27 protein-coding genes are annotated in these 26,531 nt (G+C 57.9%); 9 read left to right on the forward strand and 18 right to left on the reverse strand.

All coding sequences use genetic code 11. From position 1 onward, the window contains the following. The first annotated feature begins 235 nt into the window (after window positions 1–235). The 7 genes from ABJI08_RS17355 (at window position 236) to pdeM (ending at window position 8,348) form a co-directional block, all read left to right on the forward strand. Window positions 236–1,444 (forward strand): TCR/Tet family MFS transporter, encoded by a 1,209-nt coding sequence (locus ABJI08_RS17355; protein ID WP_348403112.1) that lies wholly within the window; start codon window positions 236–238, stop codon window positions 1,442–1,444. An 80-nt stretch (window positions 1,445–1,524) separates the two neighbouring features. Continuing rightward, on the forward strand, window positions 1,525–2,613 hold the full coding sequence (locus tag ABJI08_RS17360) for a Zn-dependent alcohol dehydrogenase (protein WP_348403113.1): 1,089 nt from the start codon (window positions 1,525–1,527) through the stop codon (window positions 2,611–2,613). 64 nt (window positions 2,614–2,677) lie between these two features. Continuing rightward, window positions 2,678–3,910 (forward strand): mandelate racemase/muconate lactonizing enzyme family protein, encoded by a 1,233-nt coding sequence (locus ABJI08_RS17365; protein WP_348403114.1) that lies wholly within the window; start codon window positions 2,678–2,680, stop codon window positions 3,908–3,910. 40 nt (window positions 3,911–3,950) lie between these two features. Next, window positions 3,951–4,670, forward strand: a complete 720-nt coding sequence (locus ABJI08_RS17370) for a hypothetical protein (protein ID WP_348403115.1) — start codon at window positions 3,951–3,953, stop codon at window positions 4,668–4,670. Window positions 4,671–4,837: 167 nt separating this feature from the next. Further along, window positions 4,838–5,128: a metalloregulator ArsR/SmtB family transcription factor gene (locus ABJI08_RS17375; protein ID WP_348403116.1), complete on the forward strand. Its 291-nt coding sequence runs from the start codon at window positions 4,838–4,840 to the stop codon at window positions 5,126–5,128. Window positions 5,129–5,145: 17 nt separating this feature from the next. Then, window positions 5,146–7,569 (forward strand): ligase-associated DNA damage response DEXH box helicase, encoded by a 2,424-nt coding sequence (locus tag ABJI08_RS17380; RefSeq protein WP_348403117.1) that lies wholly within the window; start codon window positions 5,146–5,148, stop codon window positions 7,567–7,569. 116 nt (window positions 7,570–7,685) lie between these two features. Next, complete coding sequence (gene pdeM, locus ABJI08_RS17385; RefSeq protein WP_348403289.1) at window positions 7,686–8,348, forward strand: ligase-associated DNA damage response endonuclease PdeM; 663 nt, start codon at window positions 7,686–7,688, stop codon at window positions 8,346–8,348. A gap of 26 nt (window positions 8,349–8,374) precedes the next feature. On the opposite strand, the gene ABJI08_RS17390 is transcribed toward pdeM, so the two are convergent. Beyond that, window positions 8,375–9,067 (reverse strand): LytTR family DNA-binding domain-containing protein, encoded by a 693-nt coding sequence (locus tag ABJI08_RS17390; protein WP_348403118.1) that lies wholly within the window; start codon window positions 9,065–9,067, stop codon window positions 8,375–8,377. A 252-nt stretch (window positions 9,068–9,319) separates the two neighbouring features. Between ABJI08_RS17390 and ABJI08_RS17395 the strand changes: the two genes are divergently transcribed. Continuing rightward, window positions 9,320–9,697, forward strand: a complete 378-nt coding sequence (locus ABJI08_RS17395; protein ID WP_348403119.1) for a PaaI family thioesterase — start codon at window positions 9,320–9,322, stop codon at window positions 9,695–9,697. Between the two features lie 54 nt (window positions 9,698–9,751). Here ABJI08_RS17395 and folD read toward each other — a convergent pair whose 3' ends face one another. The 15 genes from folD to ybgC all read right to left on the reverse strand — a co-directional run bounded on the left by folD (window position 9,752) and on the right by ybgC (window position 23,910). Further along, window positions 9,752–10,654 carry a bifunctional methylenetetrahydrofolate dehydrogenase/methenyltetrahydrofolate cyclohydrolase FolD gene (gene folD / locus ABJI08_RS17400; RefSeq protein ID WP_348403120.1) on the reverse strand — a complete coding sequence of 301 codons (903 nt, stop codon included), beginning with the start codon at window positions 10,652–10,654 and terminating at the stop codon, window positions 9,752–9,754. Between the two features lie 74 nt (window positions 10,655–10,728). Beyond that, on the reverse strand, window positions 10,729–11,025 hold the full coding sequence (locus ABJI08_RS17405) for a chorismate mutase (RefSeq protein ID WP_348403121.1): 297 nt from the start codon (window positions 11,023–11,025) through the stop codon (window positions 10,729–10,731). A gap of 66 nt (window positions 11,026–11,091) precedes the next feature. Then, complete coding sequence (locus ABJI08_RS17410) at window positions 11,092–12,768, reverse strand: formate--tetrahydrofolate ligase (RefSeq protein ID WP_348403122.1); 1,677 nt, start codon at window positions 12,766–12,768, stop codon at window positions 11,092–11,094. Between the two features lie 176 nt (window positions 12,769–12,944). Then, a complete protein-coding gene (locus tag ABJI08_RS17415) occupies window positions 12,945–13,652 on the reverse strand; it encodes a cyclic nucleotide-binding domain-containing protein (RefSeq protein WP_348403123.1) in 708 nt (235 codons plus the stop codon). A gap of 87 nt (window positions 13,653–13,739) precedes the next feature. After that, window positions 13,740–14,318, reverse strand: a complete 579-nt coding sequence (locus ABJI08_RS17420; protein ID WP_348403124.1) for a sulfurase — start codon at window positions 14,316–14,318, stop codon at window positions 13,740–13,742. Between the two features lie 13 nt (window positions 14,319–14,331). Next, window positions 14,332–15,114 (reverse strand): methyltransferase domain-containing protein, encoded by a 783-nt coding sequence (locus ABJI08_RS17425; protein WP_348403125.1) that lies wholly within the window; start codon window positions 15,112–15,114, stop codon window positions 14,332–14,334. A gap of 63 nt (window positions 15,115–15,177) precedes the next feature. After that, a complete protein-coding gene (gene ftsH / locus ABJI08_RS17430) occupies window positions 15,178–17,100 on the reverse strand; it encodes an ATP-dependent zinc metalloprotease FtsH (RefSeq protein ID WP_348403126.1) in 1,923 nt (640 codons plus the stop codon). A gap of 112 nt (window positions 17,101–17,212) precedes the next feature. Beyond that, window positions 17,213–18,427 carry a tRNA lysidine(34) synthetase TilS gene (tilS, locus tag ABJI08_RS17435; RefSeq protein ID WP_348403127.1) on the reverse strand — a complete coding sequence of 405 codons (1,215 nt, stop codon included), beginning with the start codon at window positions 18,425–18,427 and terminating at the stop codon, window positions 17,213–17,215. Next, window positions 18,418–19,248, reverse strand: a complete 831-nt coding sequence (gene ybgF, locus ABJI08_RS17440) for a tol-pal system protein YbgF (protein WP_348403128.1) — start codon at window positions 19,246–19,248, stop codon at window positions 18,418–18,420. The genes tilS and ybgF overlap by 10 nt, the downstream gene beginning before the upstream one ends. A 5-nt stretch (window positions 19,249–19,253) precedes the next feature. Then, window positions 19,254–19,763, reverse strand: coding sequence for a peptidoglycan-associated lipoprotein Pal (gene pal / locus ABJI08_RS17445; RefSeq protein ID WP_348403129.1), 510 nt, complete (start codon window positions 19,761–19,763; stop codon window positions 19,254–19,256). 74 nt (window positions 19,764–19,837) lie between these two features. Beyond that, on the reverse strand, window positions 19,838–21,154 hold the full coding sequence (gene tolB / locus ABJI08_RS17450) for a Tol-Pal system beta propeller repeat protein TolB (RefSeq protein WP_348403130.1): 1,317 nt from the start codon (window positions 21,152–21,154) through the stop codon (window positions 19,838–19,840). Continuing rightward, window positions 21,151–22,227 (reverse strand): energy transducer TonB, encoded by a 1,077-nt coding sequence (locus tag ABJI08_RS17455; RefSeq protein WP_348403131.1) that lies wholly within the window; start codon window positions 22,225–22,227, stop codon window positions 21,151–21,153. The genes tolB and ABJI08_RS17455 overlap by 4 nt, the downstream gene beginning before the upstream one ends. A 9-nt stretch (window positions 22,228–22,236) precedes the next feature. Next, a complete protein-coding gene (gene tolR / locus ABJI08_RS17460; protein WP_348403132.1) occupies window positions 22,237–22,719 on the reverse strand; it encodes a protein TolR in 483 nt (160 codons plus the stop codon). Between the two features lie 3 nt (window positions 22,720–22,722). Beyond that, a complete protein-coding gene (tolQ, locus tag ABJI08_RS17465; protein WP_348403133.1) occupies window positions 22,723–23,397 on the reverse strand; it encodes a protein TolQ in 675 nt (224 codons plus the stop codon). 126 nt (window positions 23,398–23,523) lie between these two features. Beyond that, window positions 23,524–23,910, reverse strand: coding sequence for a tol-pal system-associated acyl-CoA thioesterase (ybgC, locus tag ABJI08_RS17470; protein ID WP_348403134.1), 387 nt, complete (start codon window positions 23,908–23,910; stop codon window positions 23,524–23,526). A gap of 75 nt (window positions 23,911–23,985) precedes the next feature. Between ybgC and ABJI08_RS17475 the strand changes: the two genes are divergently transcribed. Then, complete coding sequence (locus tag ABJI08_RS17475; protein ID WP_348403135.1) at window positions 23,986–24,567, forward strand: histidine phosphatase family protein; 582 nt, start codon at window positions 23,986–23,988, stop codon at window positions 24,565–24,567. Window positions 24,568–24,579: 12 nt separating this feature from the next. Here the strand turns inward: ABJI08_RS17475 and ABJI08_RS17480 are convergent, their stop codons facing one another. Together ABJI08_RS17480 and ruvB are read right to left on the reverse strand one after the other, a co-directional pair. Next, a complete protein-coding gene (locus ABJI08_RS17480; RefSeq protein WP_348403136.1) occupies window positions 24,580–25,224 on the reverse strand; it encodes a hypothetical protein in 645 nt (214 codons plus the stop codon). 271 nt (window positions 25,225–25,495) lie between these two features. Continuing rightward, on the reverse strand, window positions 25,496–26,530 hold the full coding sequence (ruvB, locus tag ABJI08_RS17485) for a Holliday junction branch migration DNA helicase RuvB (RefSeq protein ID WP_348403137.1): 1,035 nt from the start codon (window positions 26,528–26,530) through the stop codon (window positions 25,496–25,498). Between the last annotated feature and the right edge of the window lies 1 nt (window position 26,531).

The following is a 26,531-nucleotide window of genomic DNA, read 5'->3' on the forward strand; positions in this document are numbered from 1 at the left end:
AGGGCACGTCCGGCTTGTCTCTGAAAAAACCGACACCAATACGCCCGTTGGCGTAACGCCCACCACATCGTCAATTTCGGACCGATGCAATACCGACGGAATACCGACGCGCTGCCGATACCTGTTTTCGACGTGAAATCAGCGCATTAACCATGAATTCAAACTCGTCGACGCAAACCAGTTGACCCAATTCAAATTTCATGGCCCCCTGCCCATAATTTGAGCCGGAGATTTTATGTTCACCCGTTTGCCCGTCCTCGTGATTCTGATCACCGTGGTCATTGATGCCATGGGGATTGGTCTTATTCTGCCGGTGATGCCGGATTTGATCCGCGATCTCACCGGCGGCGATCTGGCCGAGGCTGCGGTGTGGGGCGGTGTTTTGTCCACCGTCTTTGCTGTGATGCAATTTCTATTTGGCCCGTTTCTGGGCAGCCTCTCTGACCGGTACGGACGTCGCCCTGTCCTGTTGGTGTCCCTTGTTATTATGTCTGCCGACTATGTCGTCATGGCCCTCGCGGACACCATCTGGCTGTTATTTCTGGGCCGTGTCGTCGCCGGGATCACAGCTGCGACCTATGCCACCGCACTGGCCTATATGGCTGACATTTCCACCCCAAAGGAAAAGGCCGCCGCCTTTGGCATCGTGGGCGCGGGGTTTGGTATCGGCTTTGTGCTGGGGCCGGTACTGGGCGGCGTTCTGGCCGAATTTGGCACCCGCGCACCGTTCTGGGCGGCGGCCGGTTTGGCCGGTCTCAATGCCCTTTTGGGCTGGGTCGTGCTCAAGGAAACCGTCACCGACGCCACCCGCCGGGCTTTTCAGTGGTCCCGCTCCAATCCGCTTGGCTCTCTGCGTGCGCTTGGACAATTACCAGCGGTCGGTAAGCTGTTGATCGTGTTCTTTATTTATCAGGTCGCGACAGCTGTTTACCCCGCTGTCTGGCCCTATTACACAACCGAGCGTTTTGGCTGGTCGCCCGGCATGATCGGCGTCTCTCTGGCCGCATATGGCACCACATTCGCGCTGGTGCAGGGCTTTCTGATCGCGCCTTCCATCCGCTATTTCGGCAATCGGATCACCGTGATCATCGGCTTGTCCGTTGAATTCGCCTCGTTCATCTTTCTCGGCTTTGTCAGCAGCGGCACTTTGCTCTTGGCGATGGTTCCCGTCTTTGCTTTTGGTGCCGTTGGGTTGCCTGCGTTGCAAGGCATCCTGTCACGCCGCATCCCCGATGACTCACAGGGCGAGCTGCAGGGCGTTCTGGCCTCGCTCACATCGCTCGCCACCATTATCGCGCCGTTGCTGATGACCCAGACCTTTGCGCATTTCTCGGGCGAAGGCGCACCAGTTTATCTGCCCGGCGCACCGTTCCTTGTCTCAGCCTTCCTCATGGTCCTCTCCGTCGCGATCTTCGCACGGTCAAAAAGACCAGCAACTCCCTGAAAACGACCTCGTTTGCGTTTTTTGACTAGCATTTGGCGCAAAGACGGCCAATCTGGACCCGGAGCAAACGAGGGATGTCCATGAAAACTATCAAAGCCGCAGTCTGCCACGAATTCGGGCAACCTCTTGTAATCGAAGACGTTCTGCTGGCTGATCCCGCAATGGGCGAGATCGAGGTCACGCTCAAAGCGGTTGCCATCTGCCACTCAGACATCACCTTTGCCAGCGGCGCATGGGGCGGCACCCTGCCCGCCGTCTATGGCCACGAAGCCGCGGGCCATGTCTCCGCCTTAGGCGACGGTGTCACGGGGCTGGCCTTGGGCGATCCGGTGATTGTGACTCTGATCCGCGCCTGCGGGTCCTGTGCCTCATGTGCTGGTGGCAAGCCAACCCTGTGCGAAACCCCAATCGACGGCGGCAGCCACCCGCTGAAAACCGCGCAAAACACGCCTTTGCACCAAGCCATGGCCACCGGAGCCTTTGCCGAGAAAGTGGTCGTCAGCCACCGTCAGGTGGTCAAAGTGTCCGACGACATCCCGATGGAGGCCGCCTCGCTTGTGGCCTGTGGCGTTATCACCGGCATTGGCGCGGTTGTGAATGCCGCCGAATTGCGCGCTGGTCAGGATGTTGTGGTCATTGGCGCGGGCGGCGTTGGGCTAAACGCCATTCAGGGCGCACGCATCGCCGGGGCCCGCCGCATCATCGCAATTGACATGAGCGAAGAGAAACTTGAAATCGCTAAAGAATTCGGCGCCACCGATGGCATTCTGGCGACCGAAAAGAAACCATGGATTCGTGCCATGCGCGCCATGGGCAAAGGCGCGGACGCAGTGATTGTCACGGTTGGTGCAATCCCGGCCTATGACGAAGCGCCCCGCTATCTGGGTCGGGGTGGCAAGGTAATCATGGTTGGCATGCCCCATTCCGGCGCGAAATCCACCTACGAACCGGTGATCCTCGCAGCCATCGGTCAGGGCATGATCGGTTCAAAAATGGGCGACGCAGTTATTCAGCGCGACATCCCGTGGATGGTTGATCTTTATCAGCAGGGCCGTCTGAAACTCGACGAGCTGATCTCAGGCCGCTGGACGCTCGATCAGATAAACGAGGCCATCGAAGACACCAAATCCGGCTCAGCCAAGCGCAACGTTATCCTTTTCGACACCTGAACCAGTCGTTTCTCAATACCCCCTCGCCGGAGAACAACTGTACGCACGATCTCAAGGACCGATCATGAAACTGCAAGATCTCGACATCATCGTCACGGCGCCACCCGCACCCGGCTGGGGCGGGCGCTATTGGATACTGGTCAAAGTTACAACCGACACCGGCATCATCGGCTGGGGCGAATGTTATGCATCTTCGATTGGTCCCGACGCCATGATACTTGTCATCCGGGACGTGTTTCAGCGGTATTTCTCGGGCGAAAACCCTGAAAATATCGAACGCCTGTTCCGTCGCACATATTCGTCGGGCTTTACCCAGCGCCCCGACCTCACGGTGATGGGCGCGTTTTCCGGGTTAGAAATCGCCTGCTGGGACATCCTTGGCAAAGATCGTGATCGACCGGTATACGCACTGATCGGCGGTCAGATGAACGACCGCTTGCGCGCCTATACCTATCTCTACCCCCTGCCACATCATGACATCGACGCCTTCTGGTCCTCACCCGAACTGGCCGCAGAAAGCGCGCTGGCCATGGTCGACAAAGGCTTTACGGCCGTCAAATTCGACCCCGCAGGCCCCTATACGATGCGGGGCGGACACATGCCCGCGATGAACGACATCACGAAATCCGTCGCCTTCTGCAGCGCTATCCGCCAGGCCATTGGCGACCGTGCGGACCTTTTGTTTGGCACGCATGGCCAGTTTTCCACGGCGGGCGCAATCCGTCTTGGCACGGCATTGGAACCTTATTCACCCCTCTGGTTCGAAGAACCGGTCCCGCCAGACAATATTGCGGAAATGGCCAAGGTTGCGGCCGCTGTCACTACGCCAGTTGCAACCGGTGAACGGCTCACCACCAAGGCGGAGTTTGGCGAGGTTCTGCGCCAGGGCGCGGCCACCATCCTGCAACCGGCACTTGGACGTGCGGGGGGGATCTGGGAGATGAAAAAGGTGGCGGCAATTGCCGAGGTTTATAACGCTCAAATGGCGCCCCACCTTTATGCAGGACCCATCGAATGGGCCGCAAATATCCAGCTGGGCGTATCAATCCCCAACTGCCTGTTGATTGAAACCATCGAAACCGAGTTTCACGCCAACCTGATCCGTCATGCGATCTCGGTCAAAGACGGGTTCATCACCGCACCCACGGCTCCGGGGCTTGGCATCACCGTCGACGAAGACCTCGCCCGCGCGCATCCCTACACCGACACCGGCCTGCATCTGGAAATGCAAGATGCGCCCTGCGCCTACCGGGGCGGCAACAACTTTGTCGGGGGCGCTCCGGTCAAAACAGAATGACAATGGGCACAAGATACAACCTTTCGCAATTCGGTGACCCATGAAAACAGATCAACGTGCAATTGCGGCAGCGCACAACAATGCGGATTGGTATGGCGCGGTCTTCGCGGCGCACCGGCTTCAATTCAAGCGCCTGCCATATGCCTTTGTCGGACTGGACACGGCGCCTCCTTACTATTCCAACATGACGATAACCTCACCCGAACCCTGGGATGCGATCCTGTCAGAGCTGGCCCGATTGTCAGCGCGTTTTGGCGGCAAACTGGGTATCAAAGACAGCTTTTGCCAGCTCGATTTACAAACACACGGTTTCAAGGTTCTGTTTGAGGCATCGTGGATTTGGAGGGACCCGAAACCTTCAAAGATGCCAGATGGGTGGGCTGTCGTGAGTGAGGCGACACACCTAGAACTGTGGGAAGACGGATGGCGACGCAATGGCTCCCCAACCGATCAACGCATGTTTCCAGAAACCCTGCTTGATCGCAAAGACGTCTGTTTTCTTGGTCGTCTTGACCAAAACCGGTTTGTCGCGGGATGTATCGTCAACCGTTCAGAAGGCTGTTTGGGACTGTCCAATGTGTTTAGCGAAAACCCCACCGGGGCACAATTTGGCGACGCAGTGAACGCAGCGGCTTCCATGGATGAACGTTGCGCCCTGGTGGGCTATGAATCCGGTGCTGATCTTACCTTTGCAATTCAAAACGAATTTCAAACCGTGGGCAATCTGCGCATACTCAAAGCCCAAAACGCCATTTTCTAGGGTCGCAAGCCCAAGCACAGTTTTGACCGACCTGATGCCACTTCGTGTTCACGAAGCTCTGATAACCTGCAATCTCGCCTTGTTCACAATCCCATGTTAAGAGGAGGAGGCAAGACCAAGGAACGACGCGCGTGAATATGCAAAAACCACCAGCCCCGCCCTCTGAAATGGCCCGCAGTGCCGCCACTGCCGCCGCCTATCTTAAAACGCTTGCTCACGAAGGACGCCTTATGATCCTGTGCCATCTTGGCTCGGGGGAAAAGTCAGTGGGCGAACTGGAAAGCCTGCTGGAAATCCGTCAGGCCGCCGTCAGCCAGATGCTGGCCCGTTTGCGCGAAGAGGGGCTTGTCACCACACGGCGTGATGGCAAGACAATCCATTATTCTCTGGCCGATAATAACACTGCCGAAGTCATTGGAATGCTCTACCGGCTGTTTTGCAGCCCGAACCCAGACTGACTGAGGGCAGACCGAACTTGGCCGATCCGGGCGCCTTGCCCCCCGATATCGAAAACTGGTTTTCCCGGCGTGGCTGGCACCCGCATCCGCACCAACGCGACATGGTGGCCCGCGCCGGAGCCCCCTGCCTGTTGCTGATCGCCCCGACCGGGGGCGGCAAAACCATGGCCGGTTTTCTGCCCACGCTGGCCGAATTCGCCCGGGCGCCGCATGATGGCCTGCACACGCTTTATGTCTCTCCGCTCAAGGCGCTGGCCGCAGACATTAAACGCAACCTGCGCACACCGGTTGATGAAATGGGGCTCGATATCCGTATCGAGGACCGCACCGGGGACACGTCAAATACAGTCAAAAAACGCCAACGCGCCGATCCTCCGCATATTCTGCTGACAACCCCCGAAAGCCTCGCGCTTTTGACATCCTACCCGGATGCGCCGCGCATTTTCGCAGGCCTGCAACGGGTGATCGTCGACGAAATTCACGCATTGGCCGAAAGCAAACGCGGCGATCAGCTGTTTCTGGCGTTGGCGCGCCTGCAATCGCTTTGCCCGGGCCTGCGCCGCGTCGGCTTGTCTGCCACCGTGAACCGCCCCGAGGACATCGCCACCCTGCTCGCCCGCAACCCTGACCCTTGCGAAATTGTCACCGCCGACCCCGGCCCTGACCCCGACATCACCATGCTGGAAACAACCGAGGCTCCGCCATGGTCCGGCGGCGGTGCGGCTTATTCTATTCCGGCCGTGCTCGAACAGGTCAAACAGCACAAAACCACATTGATCTTTCACAACACCCGCGCACAGGCCGAGATTTTCTTTCATAACCTCTGGCTGGCCAATGACGACGACCTGCCAATCGGCATCCATCACGGCAGCCTTGACCGGGTTCAGCGCGAACGCGTCGAAGCGGCTATGGTGCGCGGCGACCTGCGCGCCATCGTCTGCACCGGGTCACTGGATCTGGGCATCGATTGGGGCGATGTTGATCTGGTCATTCAGGTTGGCGCGCCTAAAAACGTCAAACGTCTGGTTCAAAGGATCGGACGCGCAAATCACCGCTATAACGCGCCATCCAAAGCGATACTCGTTCCGGCCAATCGCTGGGAAGTCGTTGAATGCGTCGCAGCACTTCAGGCCGCCCACGCACATGATCTGGATGGCGACCCGCGCGGCGCCGGACCACATGACGTCTTGTGCCAGCATATCCTGCTGACCGCCGCCGCCGGGCCCTTTGATGCCGGCGATTTATATACTGAAATGAGCGCATCCGGGGCCTTTGTTGACCTGACACGCGCCGCGTTTGACGCCTGTCTGGATTTCTGTGCCACCGGCGGGTACGCATTGCGGGCCTATGATCGCTGGCAGCGGCTTTTGCAGCGCGCTGACGGCCAATGGCAACTGCGCGACCCACGCGCGGCCGCCGCTATCCGCATGAACGCGGGCACGATTCAAGACACCGATACGCTCAAAGTACGCCTGAAACGCAATCGCGGTGGCAAGCCGCTGGGAGAAGTTGAGGAAAACTTTGCGGCCTCACTCAGCGCCGGTGACACCTTTCTGATCGGTGGGCAGATTGTGCGGTATGAAGGCCTGCGCGAAATGACCGTCGAAGTTTCGCGCAATGCTGCAAGAAAGCCGCGCATTGCTGTGTTTTCAGGCACAAAATTCTCAACGTCGACACAGCTGAACCAGCGCATCCTGCGCTACCTTCAACAAGACAGCTGGGCCGAACTGCCACCGCACACCGCCGACTGGCTGAACCTGCAAAAAAGCATGTCTTGCCTGCCGGAACCCGGGCGGTTGCTGATTGAAAGCTTTCCCCGTGACGGGCGCGAAAACATATGTGTTTACGGCTTTGCCGGACGCAACGCGCAACAAACCCTTGGGTTGCTGTTAACAAAGCGTATGGAGGAAACCGGCCTCGCGCCCATGGGGTTCGTATCCACAGATTATGCAACATTGATCTGGGGACTGGACGCAGTGACTGATCCAACGCCTCTGTTTGATCTCAATGCTTTGCGCGATGGTCTTGACGGCTGGATGGCGGGCAATACCTTGATGAAACGCACCTTTCGCGGCGTCGCCACAATTGCCGGACTGATCGAACGCAACACGCCGGGCAAACGCAAATCCGGGCGTCAGGCGACATTTAGCTCTGATATACTCTATGACACTTTGCTGAAATACGACCCTGATCACCTGTTGATGCAGATCACCCGGACCGAAGCCATGCGCGGGCTGGTCGATTTTGCCCGCATTGAAGACATGCTGGAGCGCGTCTCGGGACGGATCGATCTGAAACGCACCCCCCATGTAACCCCATTTTCCGCGCCTTTGTTTTTGGAAATGGGTAAGGTTTCTGTCCAGAGCGGCAGCGCAGAGGAACGTCTTCTGGCAGAGGAGACCGACGCGCTGATGAAGGAAAGCGGGCTCGCCAAAATGTAGCATCTGGAGCGAACGCGCGGACAAAATTGCCCCCAATTGACGGCCGAATGTTCGATATGATCAAGCCGTCTCACATGTCTCTTGCGTCAGTTAGCCGGTACCGCTACGAACGTATCATGAACGGTTTGCAGTTTTCCCTTGCCGGAACAACCCTCACCGCCATGGGCTCCGGGGCGCTCTGGTGGGAGGAACAGAGGTTGCTGGTCCTGTCCGACCTGCACCTTGGGAAATCTGACCGGATCATACGACGCGGCGGCGCGGCTTTACCACCTTACGAAGTCCGCGATACGTTGATCCGTCTGGAAAATGACCTGACCCTGACCAATGCGGCCACCGTCGTGTGTCTTGGCGACAGTTTTGACGATAATGAAGCCGCGCGTTCCCTGCCCGAAACGGACCGGCTTTGGATCAATCGCTTACAGGCCGGACGCCGCTGGGTCTGGATCGAAGGCAATCATGACCCCGGGCCGATTGATCTGGGCGGCACGCATCTGGCCGAACTGCCACTGCCACCGTTGACCTTTCGCCATATTGCGCAACCGGGCAAAAGCGGCGAAATTTCAGGGCATTATCACCCCAAAGTTCGGGTACAAACCCGCCTGCGCGCTATTTCGCGACCTGCGTTTCTGTTTGACAGCGACCGTGTCATTCTGCCTGCCTTTGGTACCTATACCGGCGGGCTGCGCAGTTCAGACGACGTATTGAGCGACCTGATGCGCCCCGAGGCGCGCGCGATCATCACCGGGCAAACGCCCCGCATGGTGTCCATGCCGCGCTAGCTTCGCCGCACGACCCGCTGATTTCTTCACAAAATCCCGGCCTTCTCTAACACTGGACGATAGTTTCGGCTGACAGGAACTTGCGTACCGCATGCCAGTGACAACATCGCACGTCCCTGACCATTATGCGCGCTCCGAATGGCATCTTTTGCTACCCAGTGAGACCGATGCACCTGAAACCCTTCAACGCCCTCCATTTCGGCGATCGCATCGCTCAACCGCATACGCACACATTTTTCACCGCGATCCGTCACGATTTTCACAAAATGGTCCGACACTGACAGGCACAGAATATAACTGCCAATATCGTCTGGCAGGCGTTGTGCCAAACGTGGTTTTACCCGGGTGACGGCACGTGATTCCAAACCAAAAGACAGCATCACAATGGCCCGGATAGTGACCACCGCGGCCGTTATCAACGCCACGTAACCAAAAGCCTGAGCAAAAGAAATATCCACCGAAGCGTCGGCAAATATCGACAATCGCCCTACCCCCCAGACCACAGGTGTAATCAACGACGTAGATATGATCCCTTCCAGCGCAAAGCGAGTGATCACATGGCATTTTTTGATCATCAACAGCGACAGGGCATGCCCGCTATATCCCAAAACCACTGACAATGTTATAATCAATGACCAATAGACGCTCCGCTGACCGGCATCCATGGACACAAATGTACCAAATGGCCCCGCCCCAATCGCGGCAACCGACAACAACAAACAAATTGCCCACAATCGGGGCTTAAACAATGACTGAAACGTCAGCCGAAAAACGAAACTCGTCCTTTTCACTGTATCACCTAGTGCCCTGCCCCTTTTGGAATAAGATATTCATCTTCTTTTGGACTATTCCGTAATTCAATTAAACACTCCAATTCGTCGCGGCCTTATTAATCAAAGAGACCCTCTTTTATGCAATTATCTCCCGAAATCGAAAGAAAAGTGAAACACAGTTTCGTGAAGCAATCGATGATGGCCACTTTTTCAGCGAAACTGGTCTCTGTAGAACCAGGACGGGTTGAGATAAGTGCGCCGGTAGGCGCAAATTGTCTTCAGCAGCACGGATTTGGCCACGCCGCACTGACCTTTGGCATTGGCGATTCGGCGGCCGGGTACGCGGCATTGTCGGTCATGCCGCTGGAAACCGAAGTGTTGACGTCGGAAATGAAAATCCACCTGCTGGCACCGGCTAGGGGCGACATGTTGCACGCCATCGGGCGCGTCATAAAAACTGGAAAACGGTTGGTGATTGTTCAGGCCGACGTATTCGCCTGCACTGGTTCGGACCGCAGTCATATCGCCTTTCTGACCGGCACAATGATCCCCGTATCAGCCACTTCCAAGGCTTAAAACCAGCGACGGTCCAGAGAGCCGCCCCTAAATTCTTCACATTAGGTCAATAACTTAGACCGTCAGCCCCTCGGGTTCTTCCAACCCATTGGCACGGCAACAGGCGGTGATTGTGTTGGCCAGCAAACACGCAATCGTCATTGGACCGACACCGCCGGGTACAGGGGTGATAGCACCCGCGACCGCGGCAGCACTTTGGAAATGCACATCACCCACAAGCCGCGTTTTGCCTTCGCCTCTTTCGGGGGCGTCGATCCGGTTGATGCCTACGTCAATCACCGTCGCACCCTCTTTGATCCATTCTCCGCGTACCATTTCCGGGCGCCCTACCGCAGCCACAACAATATCCGCGCGCCGCACAACATCCGGCAAATCTTTGGTCCGCGAATGGGCAATCGTCACGGTACAGCTGTCGCCCAGCAACAGCTGCGCCATCGGCTTGCCGACAAGGTTTGACCGCCCCACGACCACTGCATTCAGGCCCGACAGTGATCCAAGACGATCCCGAAGCAACATCAGGCTTCCAAGGGGTGTGCAACTGATCAATGCGGCCTGGCCCGCAGCCAAACGGCCCGCGTTGGTCACACTGAGCCCATCCACATCTTTCGCAGGATCAATTCGGGCCACAATTGCACGTTCGTCCAAATGATCCGGAACCGGAAACTGACACAGAATACCATGAACTGCAGGGTCAGCATTCAATTTATCAATAAGGGCAAACAGCTCGGCTTCGGATACATCGGCGTCCAGCTTGTGCTCGAAACTGCTCATGCCCACTTCGACGGTCATCTTGCCTTTTGAGCGCACATAAACCTGGCTGGCCGGATCTTCACCGACCAGAACAACGGCCAGACCGGGTGTAATGCCGTTTTCTTCTTTCAACCGGGTCACGTGGCTTGCCACTTTTTCCCGTACCGTAGCCGCAAAAGCTTTCCCATCAATGATCTGAGCCGTCATCTCATGTCTCCTGTCGGATCCTGATCAGACCCCAGCCTGACCGTTTTGCCAATGCTGCCACACCTCACGGCCTGTCAGCTGAATTCAATGCTGCGCGCCTCACGTGCAATCGACCAGTCGATCAGGTGGCGCCACAATGCCTCTACCAGTTCCGGGTCCAATCCCCCGTCAACGGCTGTGGCACGCACCGAGGCGATCACCTCTTCGACACGTGCCGGAATTGAGGCCGGCAATCCGGCCTCTTTCTTGATGTCTACCGCCCGGTCGATATAGCCGACACGCCGCGCCAAAAGCTGAACAAGTTCAGTGTCCAACGCGTCGATCTGGGCCCGCAGGGCAGGCATATCGGGGCAGTCGGCGGGGCTCAGCATCACAGCTCTCCTTGTGGACAATCTGCGCATGCCCTACCCCGCCTGACCCCGATCCGCAATCGAGTATCAGAACAACCCTTCAACCAATCCTTCTTCGTTGATGCGAATATTCTCAGCCGCCGGTTTGCGCGGCAAGCCGGGCATGGTCATGATCTCACCGCAGATCACCACAACAAAGCCAGCACCGGCGCTCAGCCGCACTTCGCGGACTGGCACCGAATGGCCGGTTGGTGCGCCGCGCAGGTTTGGATCGGTAGAGAACGAATACTGCGTTTTGGCCATGCAGACCGGCAGATGTCCGTACCCGGCATCTTCCCACGCGCGCAGCTGATCACGGATTTTCTTGTCCGCCATCACCTCATCCGCGCGATAAATCGCAGTGGCCACCCGCTCGATCTTGTCAAACAGGCTCAGCTCGTCTTTGTAGAGCGGTGCGAACTGGCTCACGCCAGCATCGGCGATCTCTGCCACCCGGGTAGCCAGCGCGATTGTGCCTTCGGACCCTTTTTCCCAGTGCTGACACAGGATCGCTTCGGCGCCCTGACCGTCGACGTATTCTTTGATCGCCTGCACTTCGGCGTCCGTGTCCGTGACAAAGTGGTTGATCGCAACCACAACCGGCACGCCAAACTGTTTCAGGTTGCCAATGTGACGTCCAAGGTTGGCACACCCTTCGTTGACCGCGTCCACATTTTCCGGACCCAGATCAGCCTTGGCCACGCCGCCATTCATCTTCATGGCGCGGATTGTCGCCACCAAAACCACGCAATCAGGCGCCAGCCCGGCTTTGCGACATTTGATGTTCATGAACTTCTCAGCACCCAAATCGGCACCAAAACCGGCTTCTGTCACAACGTAATCGGCCACTTTCAACGCCGTTGTTGTGGCAATGACCGAATTACAGCCATGCGCGATATTGGCGAATGGGCCACCATGTACAAAAGCCGGGTTGTTTTCCAGTGTCTGCACCAGATTGGGCTGCATGGCATCGCGCAACAGCACCGTCATTGCGCCGTCCGCCTTGATGTCACGCGCATAGATCGGTGTGCGGTCGCGGCGATAGGCAACGATCATGTCGCCCAGACGTTTTTGCAGATCTTCCAGATTGTTGGCAAGACACAGGATCGCCATGACTTCGGACGCCACGGTAATGTCAAAACCTGTCTGACGCGGGAAACCGTTCATCACGCCGCCCAACGATGTGACCGTGTCGCGCAGCGCCCTGTCATTCATGTCCAGAACCCGGCGCCATGTCACACGACGCTCGTCAATCTCAAGCTCGTTGCCCCAGTAAATATGGTTGTCGATCATCGCGCTCAGCAGGTTATGCGCGCTGGTGATCGCGTGAAAATCGCCTGTGAAATGCAGGTTCATCTCTTCCATCGGAACAACTTGTGCGTATCCGCCCCCGGCGGCGCCACCCTTCATGCCAAAGTTCGGGCCCAATGACGCCTCGCGAATACAAATCGCGGCTTTTTTGCCAATCGCGTTCAGACCGTCGCCCAGCCCCACGGTGGTTGTGGTTTTGCCTTCACCCGCCGGAGTTGGGTTGATCGCGGTCACAAGGATCAGCTTGCCGTTTTCACGATCCTGAACCGAGTTGATGAACTCCTGGCTCACCTTGGCTTTGTCATGACCATACGGCAAAAGATCGTCCGACCCGATGCCCAGCTTGGCCCCAATTTCCTGAACGGGGCGTTTCTTTGCCTCGCGGGCAATTTCGATGTCAGTTTTAAAACTCATGGCGGTCCCTATTCAGGCAATGTTGTTGCATCTGGTCAAATTAGTAACCGGTTCGAAAGCCCCGCCGGGCGGCATTTCCGACATTTTCCATGCGTCTTGCGTCGGGAATCGGTGCAAAGGTTTCTTTTTGGAAACCCCCGACTTGTATGCGAAGACAGGTCTGTGATCGGTTTTGCCTATTCGGCGGCATTGCCATGCAGCGCCTGTTCCAACCGGGCATTGGTCGCGATCAGCTTTGCGCGCACGCTGTGTGAAAACGCCGCCTCCAGATGCGCCGCAATCTCTCCGTTGTGTCGGATAAGCTTTTGCAGGGCTTCGGATGTGATTGCGAAATATCGCGACGGCTGATTAATCGCCACTGTTGCGCTGGCCGGACCACGGGCCAAAACCGCCATCTCGCCAATGAACTCACCCGCCCCCACAGCCGCAATCACATTGCCCGCCACAACAATGTCCACACCGCCCTTTGCGACATAGCTGAGCTGGGCAACCGGCCTGTTCTCTTCGGTCAGTGGATCTCCGGGCTGTCCTTCCCGCCAGTCTCCCGCTCGAAACAGCCGTTTAACATCCAGCCGCCGCATATGGGCGAAATGGCGTTGCCGCAACTCTTCCTCTTCCGGCGAAAACCGCAATCCCTGCGTCAGCAACCAAACCCGCGTCATGCCGATGATCGAAATGGTTATCCAACTGGCCTGAATGATCGCGGACCACAGGTTCCACCCGTTGAACAACGAAACCAGCACCAAACTGGCAGCGGCAAGGTTCAACCCGGCATAGGCATAGCCATTGCCTTTCAGCACACCGGCCTGAAGCAGCGCGTAACTGCCCAGATAAAACCCGACACCGATCAATCCGGCAATTTCAAATATTAAGGTCTGTGACACAACACACGGCCTGTTCACTCAATCAAAACCGCAATGTGATAGCGCGGCTTGGGCAATCGGCAAAATGATTTTTTGTGCTGGCCCCGTTCAGGGAGACCATGGACGCTGATCGGGGATGTGTAACCGCAGGATATCGCCCAGTTTAAGCACACCGCCACGCTCGACCCAACCAGTCACGCCGCGATGGTCTTTTGCAGCTGTTTTGAAGGCCCTGCCATGTCCTGCATGTGCATCCTCAATCACCCGCCCCGGCAGCACACAAGGGCGATTCTCCATGTCTATGACCAGCGTGGCCCCACTGTCGCCCTGCAATCGTGACGACGGCGGAACATGCGTGAAATCATCAATACCCCGCACCACGATCGAGGTGCCCAGCATCTGTGGGTCAAGCGCATCAAGGCCAATCCCTTGCGCAATCAGGTCCAGTTCCTCTTGCGACATAATCGAAAGCTGGCGCGTGTTGGCAATCTCTGTGCCGCGTGGATGTTGTGACAACACCCGGCTACAGGATTTGCGTGTCCGCCCGCCATGTACTTCGCCCTCTGGTCCGTCCAGCCCAAGTGTCAGTGCCTGCACCGCCTCAGATTTCAGATTGTCATCATTGCGGACGACACGCCCCAACCAGACGATTTCTGCATAATAGTGCGTAGGTTTTAAGGCAGGCATATCAGCCCTCTGATCAACGAGACGCCTCGGGGCGCAAAATGAAAAACAAGCGGCGAAAAGCGAACAGAACAGAGCCGTCCGACCGCAATGGATAAGCTTGTGCCATGGCTGCCTCGTATTGCGCAACCAAGGCACTGCGCCCGGACGCGTCAACTGCCTCAAGAAACGGGCGCGCAAACGTACTTTCGGTGAACAATCGCACCGGATGCGCGCCGCCGGGCGCCGCGGGCAAATGTTGCAGGTAATGGGTTTCCCACAGGCTCACATCACCCAAAGGCGACAGCAGGTCGAAATACGCCTCAGGTGACAGAATATCAGGTCCCTGCGCCACAGCACGGTTGCCAAACAACGCGGTAAAGGCCGCGCCCCATCCCTGATGGGACGGGGCAGCATTCTGAAACGGCATCTGCACCGCCAGAACACCGCCCGGCGCAACAGTGCCCGCAAGACGCGGCATCAGGTGCTGGTGATCCCCCAGCCATTGCAGCGCCGCGTTGGAAAAAATTATCGACGGGGCGGCCTGCTCAGCCGACCACGTGCCAATATCCTCGCAGGTCAAAGACGCATAGGCACCCGTTGCCTCAGCCTTGGCCAACATCGCTGGCGAATTATCGACGCCGATAATGCGGCGCTCATCAAACCGGGCCGCCAAAGCCGGACCCACGGCCCCGCTCCCGCATCCCAGATCAACCACATCGCCATCCGGCACCGCGCCAAGGCGCGCCAACAAATCCAAAGCCGGTTGCAAACGCTGATCTGTAAAGCGCCCGTAACTAGCGGGGTTCCAATCGCTCATGTCAGAATACCTTTCTTCGACCGCCCAAGAAAAAAGGCCGGGAAATCCCCGACCTTCTTTGATTTATGCTGTGGGTTCCGGCTCTAATCCGCCATCCCCGCTGGGTTTGCTGCGCGGTTTGGTTTTCGGAATGGCCGTCACGCTGGGCGCGTTGCCCTCGTCCGGGTTGTCACCATCGTCATCATCACCCGCACTGGGCGGCTCGCCCTTCATCACACGCTTGATTTCTTCACCGGTCAGGGTTTCGTATTCCAGCAGACCTTCGGCCAGCCGTTCCCATTCGTCCTTGCGCTCGGTCAGGATTTCCAGCGCCTTGTCATAGCCCGTCTGAATGAACCGCTTCACTTCTTCTTCGATCAGCTCTTTGGTATGCGCTGACACTGAAAACCCGGCTGTGTTGCCGCTGTAGCCCTCATGTGCTTCGGCATAGTCAATATTGCCAACCTTGTCCGACATGCCCCAGCGCATCACCATCGCACGCGCCAGCTGGCTGGCCTGCATGATGTCACCCGCCGGACCGTTCGACACGTGGTCTTCGCCGTATTTGATGACTTCCGCGGCCTTACCGGCCATGGTCATCGCCAGACGTTGCTCACATTCATCGCGGTGATAGTTCAACCGGTCCATTTCAGGCAACGACACAACCATCCCCAACGCGCCACCGCGCGGAATGATCGTCGCCTTATAAACCGGGTCGCATTCCGGCAGAGCCAGACCCACAACCGCGTGACCCGCTTCGTGATAGGCGGTCTTTTCTTTCTGATCCTGCGTCAACACCATCGACCGACGCTCGGCGCCCATCATGACCTTGTCTTTGGCAGATTCGAAATCTTCCATGGTGACAAACCGGCGCCCCACACGTGCCGCCATCAGGGCAGCTTCGTTCACGAGGTTGGCCAGATCAGCCCCCGAAAAGCCGGGCGTACCACGCGCGATAATGCGCAGATCCACATCAGGGCCCAACGGCGTTTTGCGCGCATGCACACCCAGAATTTTCTCACGGCCTTTGATGTCGGGATTGCCAACGGTCACGTTACGGTCAAAACGACCGGGACGCAGCAGCGCAGGGTCCAGCACGTCTTTACGGTTGGTCGCGGCCAGAATGATCACGCCTTCATTGGCTTCAAATCCGTCCATCTCGACCAACAACTGGTTCAGCGTCTGCTCACGCTCATCATTACCGCCACCATATCCGGCGCCACGATGGCGGCCAACGGCGTCAATCTCATCGATGAACACAATACAAGGCGCATTCTTTTTTGCCTGTTCAAACATGTCGCGCACACGGCTTGCACCCACACCGACAAACATCTCAACAAAGTCGGAACCGGAAATTGTGAAGAACGGAACACCCGCCTCGCCCGCAATCGCGCGCGCCAGCAGCGTCTTACCTGTGCCCGGAGGACCAACAAGCAGCGCACCTTTGGGGATTTTGCCGCCAAGACGCGAGAATTTCTGCGGGTTGCGCAGGAATTCCACGATCTCTTCCAGCTCTTCCTTGGCTTCATCAATGCCCGCAACATCGTCAAACGTCACCCGGCCATGTTTTTCGGTCAGCATCTTGGCCTTGGATTTGCCAAAACCCATCGCCCCGCCTTTGCCACCGCCCTGCATACGGTTCATGAAATAAATCCACACACCGATGAGCAGCAGGAAGGGCAACAGGCTGATCAGGAACGACTGAAACCCGGATTGTTCCTGGCTTTCGGCCCGCACGGGAATGTTGTTTTCGATCAACAACGTCGTGACTTCGGCATCTGTGGGCTTGATCGCCACAAAGCTTGATCCGTCATTCGTGGTATAACGCACCTTTTCCCCATCCAGTGTCACGCTGGATACGGTGCCGTTATCAACGGCCGAGACGAAGTCGGAATAACTGTTTTCGCGGCTTTGCAATGTCGTGCTGTCGCCACTGAACAAATTGAACAGAGCAAGAATCAACAGAAACAAAACGACCCAGAATGCAATATTGCGTGCGTTGCCCAAGGCAAATCTCCCAAGTAAAGATCGACGCTGTCCCTAGCACAGCGGTCGTTACAGTTAAATAGACATCACACCGCCATGTTCAATGCGATAATTGCCATTAGAAACCAGACATTCAGCAGAAATCCGACCGATCCGCTATGATTTCAGCATACCACCCCTCAGACAACCCCGCCAAGGGCGCCGCCAACAACGACTCGCCGTGCCACACAGACGGGCTCGCCAACACGCTTTGACGTGATAACCCTGTGGCGCGCCAGTCCGCGCATTGAGCCAATCCGCCTTCCCCTAATGCCCTGACCTCCTGCCCTTTTTCGTGCGGGCCAGCCAGAACCCAACGACCATCCCACACTGACGTGACGTCACAGCGGGTTTTCGCCACCGCAGCCCATTCTCGAGTAATACGCAGCTTGCCAGCCTTTTGGATCAACAAACATCCCTGCAGCGCTGAAATTTCCGGGCGGGCCAGCGCCGCTTGCAAAGCCGAAAACCGGGGTTTGTACGTTTGACCCGATACCCAGTTCAGCGCACGAGCTACCAATCGGGTTTGAATTTCTTGCGGTGCCTGCGAAAATATGACCTGCGCGATCACCACGTCACCGCACTCCAGCGTCACCGCATCGCGCACTAAAGCGTCCAGGGCATATTCCAGCGCGTTCCGGGCCCGCCCCATATGTGCAGCGGTGCGCGTCAAACGTTCGACGTTCAGCCCAAGTGGCGCCAGCACCTCCAGAGCCTGACGCGCCTTAACCCGATCATAGGTGGGATCTTCATTGCTGGGATCGTCCGCCCAGCCAATACCCGACTCGCGTAAATGGACGCGCAAAGTCTCTCGGTGCGTATCCAACAACGGGCGCAGCCAGTGTACCCCGTTGCGTGTCGCCACGTCGCGCATCGCCGCCAGCCCGTCCACGCCAGAGCCCCGCGCCAACCGCATCAGCACCGTTTCGGCCTGATCATCTGCCGTATGCCCCAGCGCCACATGTCGCAAACCCAGATCACGCGCCCATGCTGCAATCAACGCACTGCGCCCGTCACGCGCGGCGTGTTGTACGCTGCCGCGCTGGTCCCACTGCCACTGCAAAATATCATGATCCAGCCCGTGCGCGCTGCAATATTGCGCCACCAGTGCGATTTCGTCTCTCGCCTCGGGGCGCAAACCGTGGTCCACGCTGACCACCGCCAAAGGCACACCAGCCTGCCTCAGCAGATCCAGCAAGGCCATGCTGTCCCCGCCGCCGGACACGGCAACCCCGATCCGGGGCATAGACTCTTCAGGAAAAACTCCGGCCAGCCATTGTGCCAGCCGGTCTGTCAGACTTACGGGCACTGCAGGCGGGTCATTTCAGCCTGTGCCAGCCCCACTTCACGCGCGCCGGGATACCGCACACCCACTTCGTTCAACGTCACACAGGCTTCGTTGATCTGATCCAGCTTGCCCAGCGAGCGACCCAGATTGAACAACGCTTCAGCCGCAACTGATCCTTGTGGGGCGCCGGAATACGCCTCAAGAAACGCTCGCGCCGCGCGGGTGTTTTCGCCCAGCCCCTCATGTGCCTGCCCGCGACGCAGATGCGCCTCGGCTTCCAGCGGGCTGCCCGGATACGTATCCACAAACCCTGTAAACTGGTCCACAGCCGCACGATAATCCTGACCGTCCAACGCTTGTTGTGCACGTCCGAAATCCGCGCTCTCGCCCACTGCCAACTCTGTTGAATTGTCATTCGATCCAGCATTTGAACCGGGTACAATTATGGTCCCGGAACCAGTGTCACCACCCAAAGTTGTGGTTTCTCCCAACGCACTCAGATCGCCGCCTTCCAGTTCAACCAGCCGGAATTCCAGATCGCCAATTCGGTTGGTGCCGTCATCAACCACCCGCTGCACACGATATTCCAGCTGTTCAGTCTTGCCAGTCAAATCCTGAAGCCGCGCCTCGATTGCGTCCAGCCGTTCCAACGTGTTGGACCCGTTGACCGATCCCGGCGCGCCGGTGGTCGACAACTCTCGCTTGAGCCGTTGAATATCGACGTAAAGAACCGACAGTTGCTGGCGAATATCCGCCAGCGTCTCGTCGCGCGACTGCGCGACGCCCGTCATCGGTGCCATCAAAAGAGCAGCTCCAAACGCACAAGCAATAAAGCGACGCATCATCTTTACCCCGACACACCGGCCGTCAGCACAGTGACAGCACGGCGGTTCTGCGCATAACAGGTTTCCTCGGAACACACTTCAAGCGGGCGCTCCTTGCCATAGCTCAGTGTGCGCAACCGCGTTGCGGCCACCCCTTGCGAGATCATCATTTCGCGCACCGCGCTGGCACGGCGAGCCCCCAGTGCAAGGTTGTATTCTCGTGTGCCCTGCTCATCCGCATGGCCTTCGATCACGGCAATATATTCCGCGTTTGCCATCAGCCAGTTGGACTGGGATAACACGGTCAGACGACCGGTTTCATTCAGCGTTGACTGATCCACATCGAACAACACCCGATCGCCAATCACCTGCTGAAAATGCGCCACCGACGTCGCATCTTCCACGCTTCCGGCCTCAGGTGTGATGGCCGAGTTTGTGTCATAGTTGGTACCGCTGGCCAAACCGCTTGTGTCGTTACAAGCCGCCAGAGCCAGCCCGGCCACCAAAAAGGCCGCTTTTGTCAAATATTTCATCTCAATTGCCTCGCCTCTTATCCCTTATTCTTAAGCGGTCTCTTATCATAATGACCGCCCCTTATAAATATCGCCTACTGCAGCGGCGACCAACTTGGGTCTGATCCGCCACCGTTCAGGCGCACCCGTTTCAGGTTACGTCCGGACACATCCACCGAATACAACACCGAAACACCTTCGGCACCCCGAGTTTCGCGCGTGAACATAATCACGCGCCCATTGGGGGCCCAAGTTGGTCCTTCGTCCAAAAAGGATGATGTCAGCAGACGCTCATCAGAGCCATCCGTGCGCATCACGCCAATGTGGAAACGGCCTTTGTTTTGTTTGGTAAAGGCGATCAGATCACCGCGTGGGCTCCAGACGGGCGTGCCATAACGCCCTTGACCAAAGCTGATCCGCGTCGCCTCGCCACCATTGGACCCCATAATATAAAGCTGCTGTGTCCCCGACCGGTCGCTCTCGAAGACAATCTTGCTGCCGTCCGGGCTATAGCTGGGGGCTGTTTCAATTGACGGACCGTTGGTCAATCGCTGGCGTTTGCCGCTGGCAATATCCATACGGAACAGGTCGGCATTGCCACCTTCTGTCACGGACATCAGCACGCTTTTGCCATCCGGTGAAAACCGTGGCGCAAAGCTCATGCTGCCGGTGTCATTGGACAGCGCCTTTTTGCGCACCGACCCGACATCCACAACGTAAATCTGCGGAAACCCGGTTTCATAGCTTGTGTACAAAACCCGGTCGCCGGTTGGAGAGAACCGCGGCGCCAGCACAATCGCGCTGCTGTCGGTCAGATATTGCAGGTTGGCCCCATCGTAATCCATGATCGCCAGACGTTTCTTGCGGTCATTTTTGGGACCGGTCTCGCTGACATAAACAACACGGCTGTCAAAATATCCGCCCTCGCCTGTGATCCGGCTGTAAACCGCATCGGCCACCTTGTGCGCCATGCGCCGCCAGCCATCCACTGTGCCCTTGAACCGCAACCCGTTGCCCAGCTCTTGACCGGCAAACACATCCCAGACGCGGAACTTCACTTCCAGATTGTTGCCGCTGACCGTGACACCACCCGTCACCAGCGCCTGTGCGTTGATCGCCTTCCAGTCGGCAAACTGGACCGGGCTGCCAAAATGCGTGATCGTCGAGATATGCGCCGAGGCCGGGATTTCGCGAAACAGCCCGGTGCCGCTCAGATCTTCGGCAATCACCCGGCTCAGGTCTTTGGAAATCTGATTGGACCCCTGACTTTCCGCCACAAAATCAGGAACCGCAAAAGGCAGCGGTTCAATCACCCCTTCGGTGATCTCGATCCGCAACGGTCCGTTTTGTGCCAGAGCCATTTGCCCCAACATCATGGATGCCATCAAAAGGGTCGCCAGTAGCCGTATCATTTGCGCCTCATTTTCTCTGGATTAAACGTAATTTCGACGTCACGCCAATGATCGTATTTCTCGATCGGCAATTCATAGCCGGTTTTCTGACATCTTAAAACTGCGCGGCGCGCCGATTGATAGGCCGTCTGCACAGCGGATTCGTCTCCGCCCGTTGCATTTACCAGCCGTATGTCGCCCTGAACCTTGCCGGACTGATCCAGCGAAAACCCGACCGTCACAGTCACATCCGCCGCGCGCGAGCCCACATCAACCACCCAGCATTGCTGAACTGAAACCCGCAAACCGTCTTTCTCTCCGCTGGTCAGCGGTGGGCCGGATGGGGCCGCTGGTGTGCTGCTTTCACTGGAGGCTTCGGCCAGTGCTGCGGCAACGGCGGCATCTGTGCCCTTGCTTGGCTCCGGGCGGGTGGCCGGACGCACACGCGGGCGCACCGACCGGCTTGGCGCGGCGCTCGCGGCTGGTGCGTCTGCTTCTTTAGGCTCGGTGACAATCTCGCTGCTGGCCGCTTCGGGCGACGTTTCTTCCTTGGGTTCTTCGGCAGCCTTGCCGCTCTCATCCGGTTTGATGGCTTCCTGTAACTCGTCCGAAATTGTGGTGTCGGGCTTGGGCTGGGCCACAGGTTCCGGGGCCACACGCGGCACCGGACGCGGCACGGGGCGCAACGACCGCTCGGGGATGACCACCGCCGTATCAACTTCCGGCGTGGGCAAAACCGGTGCCTCATCTGTCACGTCTTGCGGCTCGGGGGCTGTCAGATCGCTCAGGTCCGGCGTGGCGTCTGGTTCGCCTGCCTCAGCTTCTGTTGGTGTGGGCACATCAACCGGCGCATCTGCGCGCGATGTCACCGCTGGCGTTTCGATCTCGGCCTCTGGAATCACAGGCACCGCCACGTCCGTAGAGGGCGTCGGCGCTTCCTGCGCCTTCAACACAGCCTCAAACTCTTCAGTGGTGATCACAGACACGCCCGTCACCTCCAATGGTGGCGGATCGGCGCGGAACGCCCCGCCAAACATCACCCAACCGATCAGGCCGGCATGGGCAAAGCCCGAGATATATTGCCCGATATGCACGCGCGGGCCTCAGTTCTCCGGACCGCCCAAGGACGGCCCCCCAATATCAGTCACCAGACCAATATCGCTAAATCCACCAGCGTTCAGCGCGCCCATCACCTGCACAACGGCCTCGTACGGGATTGATCCGTCAGCGCGCAAATACACACGGTCCGAGGCCCGTTCCGCCGCAATCGCGCGCAACTTGGGGACCAGCTCGTCTGCCGCGACAGCCGTGGTCTGAATGGTCATGCTGAGGTCGGGCGCAATGGTCACCGTCAGCGGCTCTTCCTGTTCACCCGGCAACGGATTGGCCGCTGTCTTGGGCAACTCCACCGGAACCCCCACAGTCAGCAACGGAGCCGCAACCATGAAAATAATCAGCAGCACCAGCATCACGTCGACAAAAGGCGTCACATTGATCTCTGCCATGGGCGCACTGCGCCGACGCGTCCTGCGACGACGCTTACCGCCACCACCGCCGTCGTTCGACTTAATGACACCCGCGCCCATCGCTCAGGCGTCCAGCTGACGGCTGAGAATGGTGGCAAACTCGTCGGCAAAAGCCTCATAACCCGCCACGATCCGATCACTGTCCGCACTCAACTTGTTATAGAAAATCACCGCCGGGATCGCCGCCAACAGGCCCAATCCCGTCGCCATCAACGCCTCAGCAATTCCCGGCGCCACAACCGCCAGATTGGTGTTCTGCTGGGCTGCGATCTCGATAAAGGCGTTCATGATCCCCCAGACCGTGCCGAACAGCCCGACAAACGGCGCCGTCGATCCCACCGTGGCCAGTACAGGCAGACCCTTCTGCAAAACCTCAGCCTCTTTCACAATCGCCACATCCATGCTGCGATCAATCCGGCTGGTGGCATTGGCAATAAGCCCGCCATCCTGACGATGACTGCGCTGCCACTCGACCATTCCCGAGGCAAAAATCCGTTCCGCGCGTCCCTTGGGTTCGGGTCCAAGCTCTTCGAACAATTTATCCAAAGGCTCCCCGGACCAGAACGCCCGATCAAACTTTTTCGCTTCCCGCCGGGCGGTCCGATATAACAATGTTTTCTGGATTATCACCGACCATGACCAGAATGACGCCACCACCAACAGCAACATCACCAATTTCACAACCAGGGTTGCGCGCGCAAATAGCGCCCACATCGAAAAGTCGACTGCTGCTTCCATTCTGCCTGCTCTTTTTTCTGCGGCCACGTTATCGGGCCTTGTTTTGCAGGAAAACTAGCTCACTTCCACGGGGAAAGCCATCAATTTGGCGTCAAATGCGAAAAATCGCTTATCGAATGCCCACGTCTAATGCACCAACTGGCGAACTTTCGCCGGAAGCCGCACTGGCTGACCGGCTTCGTTCATGCAAACCGCCGTCACCATGGCGTGAAACAGAACCTCTTCGCCCCGTTTGACCCATTGCTCCATGACCAACCGCGCCGCGGTGACATTGGCTACTTCGGTGACAACCGTCAATTCATCGTCCAGCCTGGCTGATCCCAGATAATCCGCCTCAACCCGGCGCACCGCAAACACAATGCCTTCGGCCTTCATCTCAAGCTGACTGAGCCCGATTTCACGCACCCATTCGCTGCGGCCCCGTTCAATAAATTTCAGATAATTGGCGTAATACACAATCCCGGCCATATCAGTATCTTCATAGTAGACGCGCACAGGCAGGGTATAAGGCATCAGAAGTCTCGCTTTAACAGGTGGTCCCCAAATGCCTAAGCAACTCGGATACGCAATTCAACCGGGCACGCAACGATGCGCGTGATCTATCTCACGCATCCTCAGGTCAATATCGACCCGGACACCCCGGTCCCGGATTGGTCATTGGCCGATGAAGGCCGCGCGCGCCTTAAAAAGCTGGCTGCCTCCAGCGCGCTGCGCAACGTCACGCGCATCTATACGAGCGCCGAACGCAAAACCGTCGAAACCGCCTCGCTGCTGGCGTTTCCGCTGGGCCTGACACCGCTGGTCGATCCCGAAATGGGGGAAAATGACCGATCCGCAACCGGGTACCTGCCCGACAATGACTTTGAGGCCGCCGCAGACAGTTTTTTCGCGTCCCCGGACATCAGCTTTCAAGGTTGGGAAACCGCGCGCGACGCCCAAACCCGTATCCTGGCACAGGTGACCCGCTGTCTCGACACCCGCTCAAGCGGTGACACTTTGTTGGTCGGCCACGGCGCTGTCGGCACGTTGCTCTATTGTGCGCTTGCCGGACTGCCGATTTCGCGCCGCCATGATCAGGGACCGGGCAGAGGTGGAAATTTCTTTACTTTCCCGCAGCACACCCGGCGTCCGGACACGGGCTGGCAACCCCTCGAAGCTCTCTTGCCCTAGCAATAACTATAATCAGGTGTCCGTTGGTCCCTGCAATCGGGCAAACAATCGCAAGGCATGGCTGGCATCGTTTGCTGCCACCGGCATCATCCGGTCATATCCCGCCGCAATCACCCCGGCAATCTCCGGCCGCAATACTGTCGCGCCCGTTTCCGGCAAAATCGCCAGCGGCGATGTCTCGGCAAAGGCCTGATCACCCCACACCAGAATCGTCTGCACTGCCTGCGTCAGAGCAAGGCTTTCTGCCGGTATGTCCAGCATCTCTTCACTCATGCGCAAAAACACAAACGCCGCCTGAATACCGCCATCATTGTCAAACCGAAACGCCCGGTATTGCGTGGCTTGCGCAGCATGCAACCGCGCCACCAATGGGGCCAGGTCCGGGATCAACCGCCCCAGATCCGGCACATCCAGCAATTCGTTCCAATCGCGAAAAAAGAACACCATCAGATTAGAGCCAAGCTCCGGGTCGGTCTCGGCCATCTGGTGTCCGGCCAATGTCGCCACAGCCTCCAGCGCGCCCTTGACCGTTTCAAGCGTGCCATCCTGAACGCCAAAAACGATGGGTGCAATGGGTCGACCCCAACGCGCAAAGCCATAACTGCCATCCGCGCGGGTGAACAGTGCTTCAATCTCTTCCGGGCGCAAAAGTGACATGTCCGTCGATCCTTATCTCAAGCCGCCCGCTTCATGCCTGTGTGCAGGCCCGGACGCAAGAGAAAGGCGTGCTGAGTGTCGCCCAATCCAACCCGCATCCGCACCGACGTATGACCGACGCAATACCGACGTGCTGCCGACCCGCATTTTTCACGACTTAGAACCGAGCCCTATCAGCAGGACAAACCGCGCCGTTATACCTGTCCCGCAAATTCATTTTGCCAAAAATACTCAAACTCTGCCCGGGCCGCCAAAACCGACATCCGCCGTTTCAGGCCTTGCCCTTAAACAACTCACCCTGATCACGCGGCTTTGGCGCGGCCAGCCCCAAATGACGCCACGCCTTGGGCGCCAGCATCCGCCCGCGCGGCGTGCGCTGAACCAACCCCTGTTGCAGCAAAAACGGCTCAATCACTTCTTCAATCGCATCGCGCGCCTCGCTCAGCGCCGCGCTGATCGTGTCAATCCCAACCGGTCCGCCACCATAGTTCTCAGCGATAAAGGTCAGATATCTGCGGTCCGCCCCATCCAGCCCCAGATTGTCCACGCCCAACCGAGTAAGCGCCCCATCTGCAAGGGTTTTTGTGATCTGCCCATCACCCTCCACCAGCGCAAAATCCACCACCCGGCGCAGCAAACGTCCGGCAATACGCGGTGTCCCACGCGACCGCCGCGCAATCTCACGGGCCCCCGCATCCTCCGCCGGAATGTTCAGCTTGCGCGCATTGCGATTGACGATCTCGTTCAACTCGTCCTCGGTATAAAACTGCAACCGCGTCGGAATACCAAACCGGTCACGCAATGGCGTGGTCAATAACCCCAGCCGCGTCGTCGCCCCGACCAGCGTAAAGGGCTGCAATTCAATGCGCACCGTGCGCGCGGCTGGCCCCTCGCCAATCACCAGATCCAGTTCGAAATCTTCCATCGCCGGATACAAAACTTCCTCAACCGCTGGATTAAGGCGATGAATTTCATCGATAAAAAGCACGTCCCGCGCTTCCAGATTGGTCAAAATCGCGGCCAGATCACCCGCTTTGGCCAACACCGGACCACTGGTCATACGAAAGCTCACACCCAGCTCACGCGCCATTATCTGCGCCAACGTCGTCTTTCCCAGCCCGGGCGGTCCATGGAACAGGGTGTGATCCATCGCCTCACCCCGGCGCTTAGCGCTTTCGATGAACACTTTCAGATTGGCCCGCGCATCTGCCTGCCCGATAAATTCTGACAGCGCCTGAGGCCGCAAGGCCCGGTCCGCATCTTCCGGGCGCACATCCGGGCGCAATGTCGGGTCAGGCTGCTCCATG

The sequence above is a fragment of the Shimia sp. genome, assembly GCF_039969785.1.
In the GTDB taxonomy this organism is placed as follows: domain Bacteria; phylum Pseudomonadota; class Alphaproteobacteria; order Rhodobacterales; family Rhodobacteraceae; genus Shimia.

What these genes read in the sequence shown, in the direction of transcription:
- ABJI08_RS17355 (WP_348403112.1), top strand. Translation starts at nt 236, where the DNA reads ATGTTCACCCGTTTGCCCGTCCTCGTGATTCTGATCACCGTGGTCATT.
- ABJI08_RS17360 (WP_348403113.1), top strand. Translation starts at nt 1,525, where the DNA reads ATGAAAACTATCAAAGCCGCAGTCTGCCACGAATTCGGGCAACCTCTT.
- ABJI08_RS17365 (WP_348403114.1), top strand. Translation starts at nt 2,678, where the DNA reads ATGAAACTGCAAGATCTCGACATCATCGTCACGGCGCCACCCGCACCC.
- ABJI08_RS17370 (WP_348403115.1), top strand. Translation starts at nt 3,951, where the DNA reads ATGAAAACAGATCAACGTGCAATTGCGGCAGCGCACAACAATGCGGAT.
- ABJI08_RS17375 (WP_348403116.1), top strand. Translation starts at nt 4,838, where the DNA reads ATGGCCCGCAGTGCCGCCACTGCCGCCGCCTATCTTAAAACGCTTGCT.
- pdeM (WP_348403289.1), top strand. Translation starts at nt 7,686, where the DNA reads ATGAACGGTTTGCAGTTTTCCCTTGCCGGAACAACCCTCACCGCCATG.
- ABJI08_RS17395 (WP_348403119.1), top strand. Translation starts at nt 9,320, where the DNA reads ATGGCCACTTTTTCAGCGAAACTGGTCTCTGTAGAACCAGGACGGGTT.
- folD (WP_348403120.1), bottom strand. Translation starts at nt 10,654, where the DNA reads ATGACGGCTCAGATCATTGATGGGAAAGCTTTTGCGGCTACGGTACGG.
- ABJI08_RS17405 (WP_348403121.1), bottom strand. Translation starts at nt 11,025, where the DNA reads ATGCTGAGCCCCGCCGACTGCCCCGATATGCCTGCCCTGCGGGCCCAG.
- ABJI08_RS17410 (WP_348403122.1), bottom strand. Translation starts at nt 12,768, where the DNA reads ATGAGTTTTAAAACTGACATCGAAATTGCCCGCGAGGCAAAGAAACGC.
- ABJI08_RS17420 (WP_348403124.1), bottom strand. Translation starts at nt 14,318, where the DNA reads ATGCCTGCCTTAAAACCTACGCACTATTATGCAGAAATCGTCTGGTTG.
- ABJI08_RS17425 (WP_348403125.1), bottom strand. Translation starts at nt 15,114, where the DNA reads ATGAGCGATTGGAACCCCGCTAGTTACGGGCGCTTTACAGATCAGCGT.
- ybgF (WP_348403128.1), bottom strand. Translation starts at nt 19,248, where the DNA reads ATGCGTCGCTTTATTGCTTGTGCGTTTGGAGCTGCTCTTTTGATGGCA.
- pal (WP_348403129.1), bottom strand. Translation starts at nt 19,763, where the DNA reads ATGAAATATTTGACAAAAGCGGCCTTTTTGGTGGCCGGGCTGGCTCTG.
- tolB (WP_348403130.1), bottom strand. Translation starts at nt 21,154, where the DNA reads ATGATACGGCTACTGGCGACCCTTTTGATGGCATCCATGATGTTGGGG.
- tolR (WP_348403132.1), bottom strand. Translation starts at nt 22,719, where the DNA reads ATGGGCGCGGGTGTCATTAAGTCGAACGACGGCGGTGGTGGCGGTAAG.
- tolQ (WP_348403133.1), bottom strand. Translation starts at nt 23,397, where the DNA reads ATGGAAGCAGCAGTCGACTTTTCGATGTGGGCGCTATTTGCGCGCGCA.
- ybgC (WP_348403134.1), bottom strand. Translation starts at nt 23,910, where the DNA reads ATGCCTTATACCCTGCCTGTGCGCGTCTACTATGAAGATACTGATATG.
- ABJI08_RS17475 (WP_348403135.1), top strand. Translation starts at nt 23,986, where the DNA reads ATGCGCGTGATCTATCTCACGCATCCTCAGGTCAATATCGACCCGGAC.
- ABJI08_RS17480 (WP_348403136.1), bottom strand. Translation starts at nt 25,224, where the DNA reads ATGTCACTTTTGCGCCCGGAAGAGATTGAAGCACTGTTCACCCGCGCG.
- ruvB (WP_348403137.1), bottom strand. Translation starts at nt 26,530, where the DNA reads ATGGAGCAGCCTGACCCGACATTGCGCCCGGATGTGCGCCCGGAAGAT.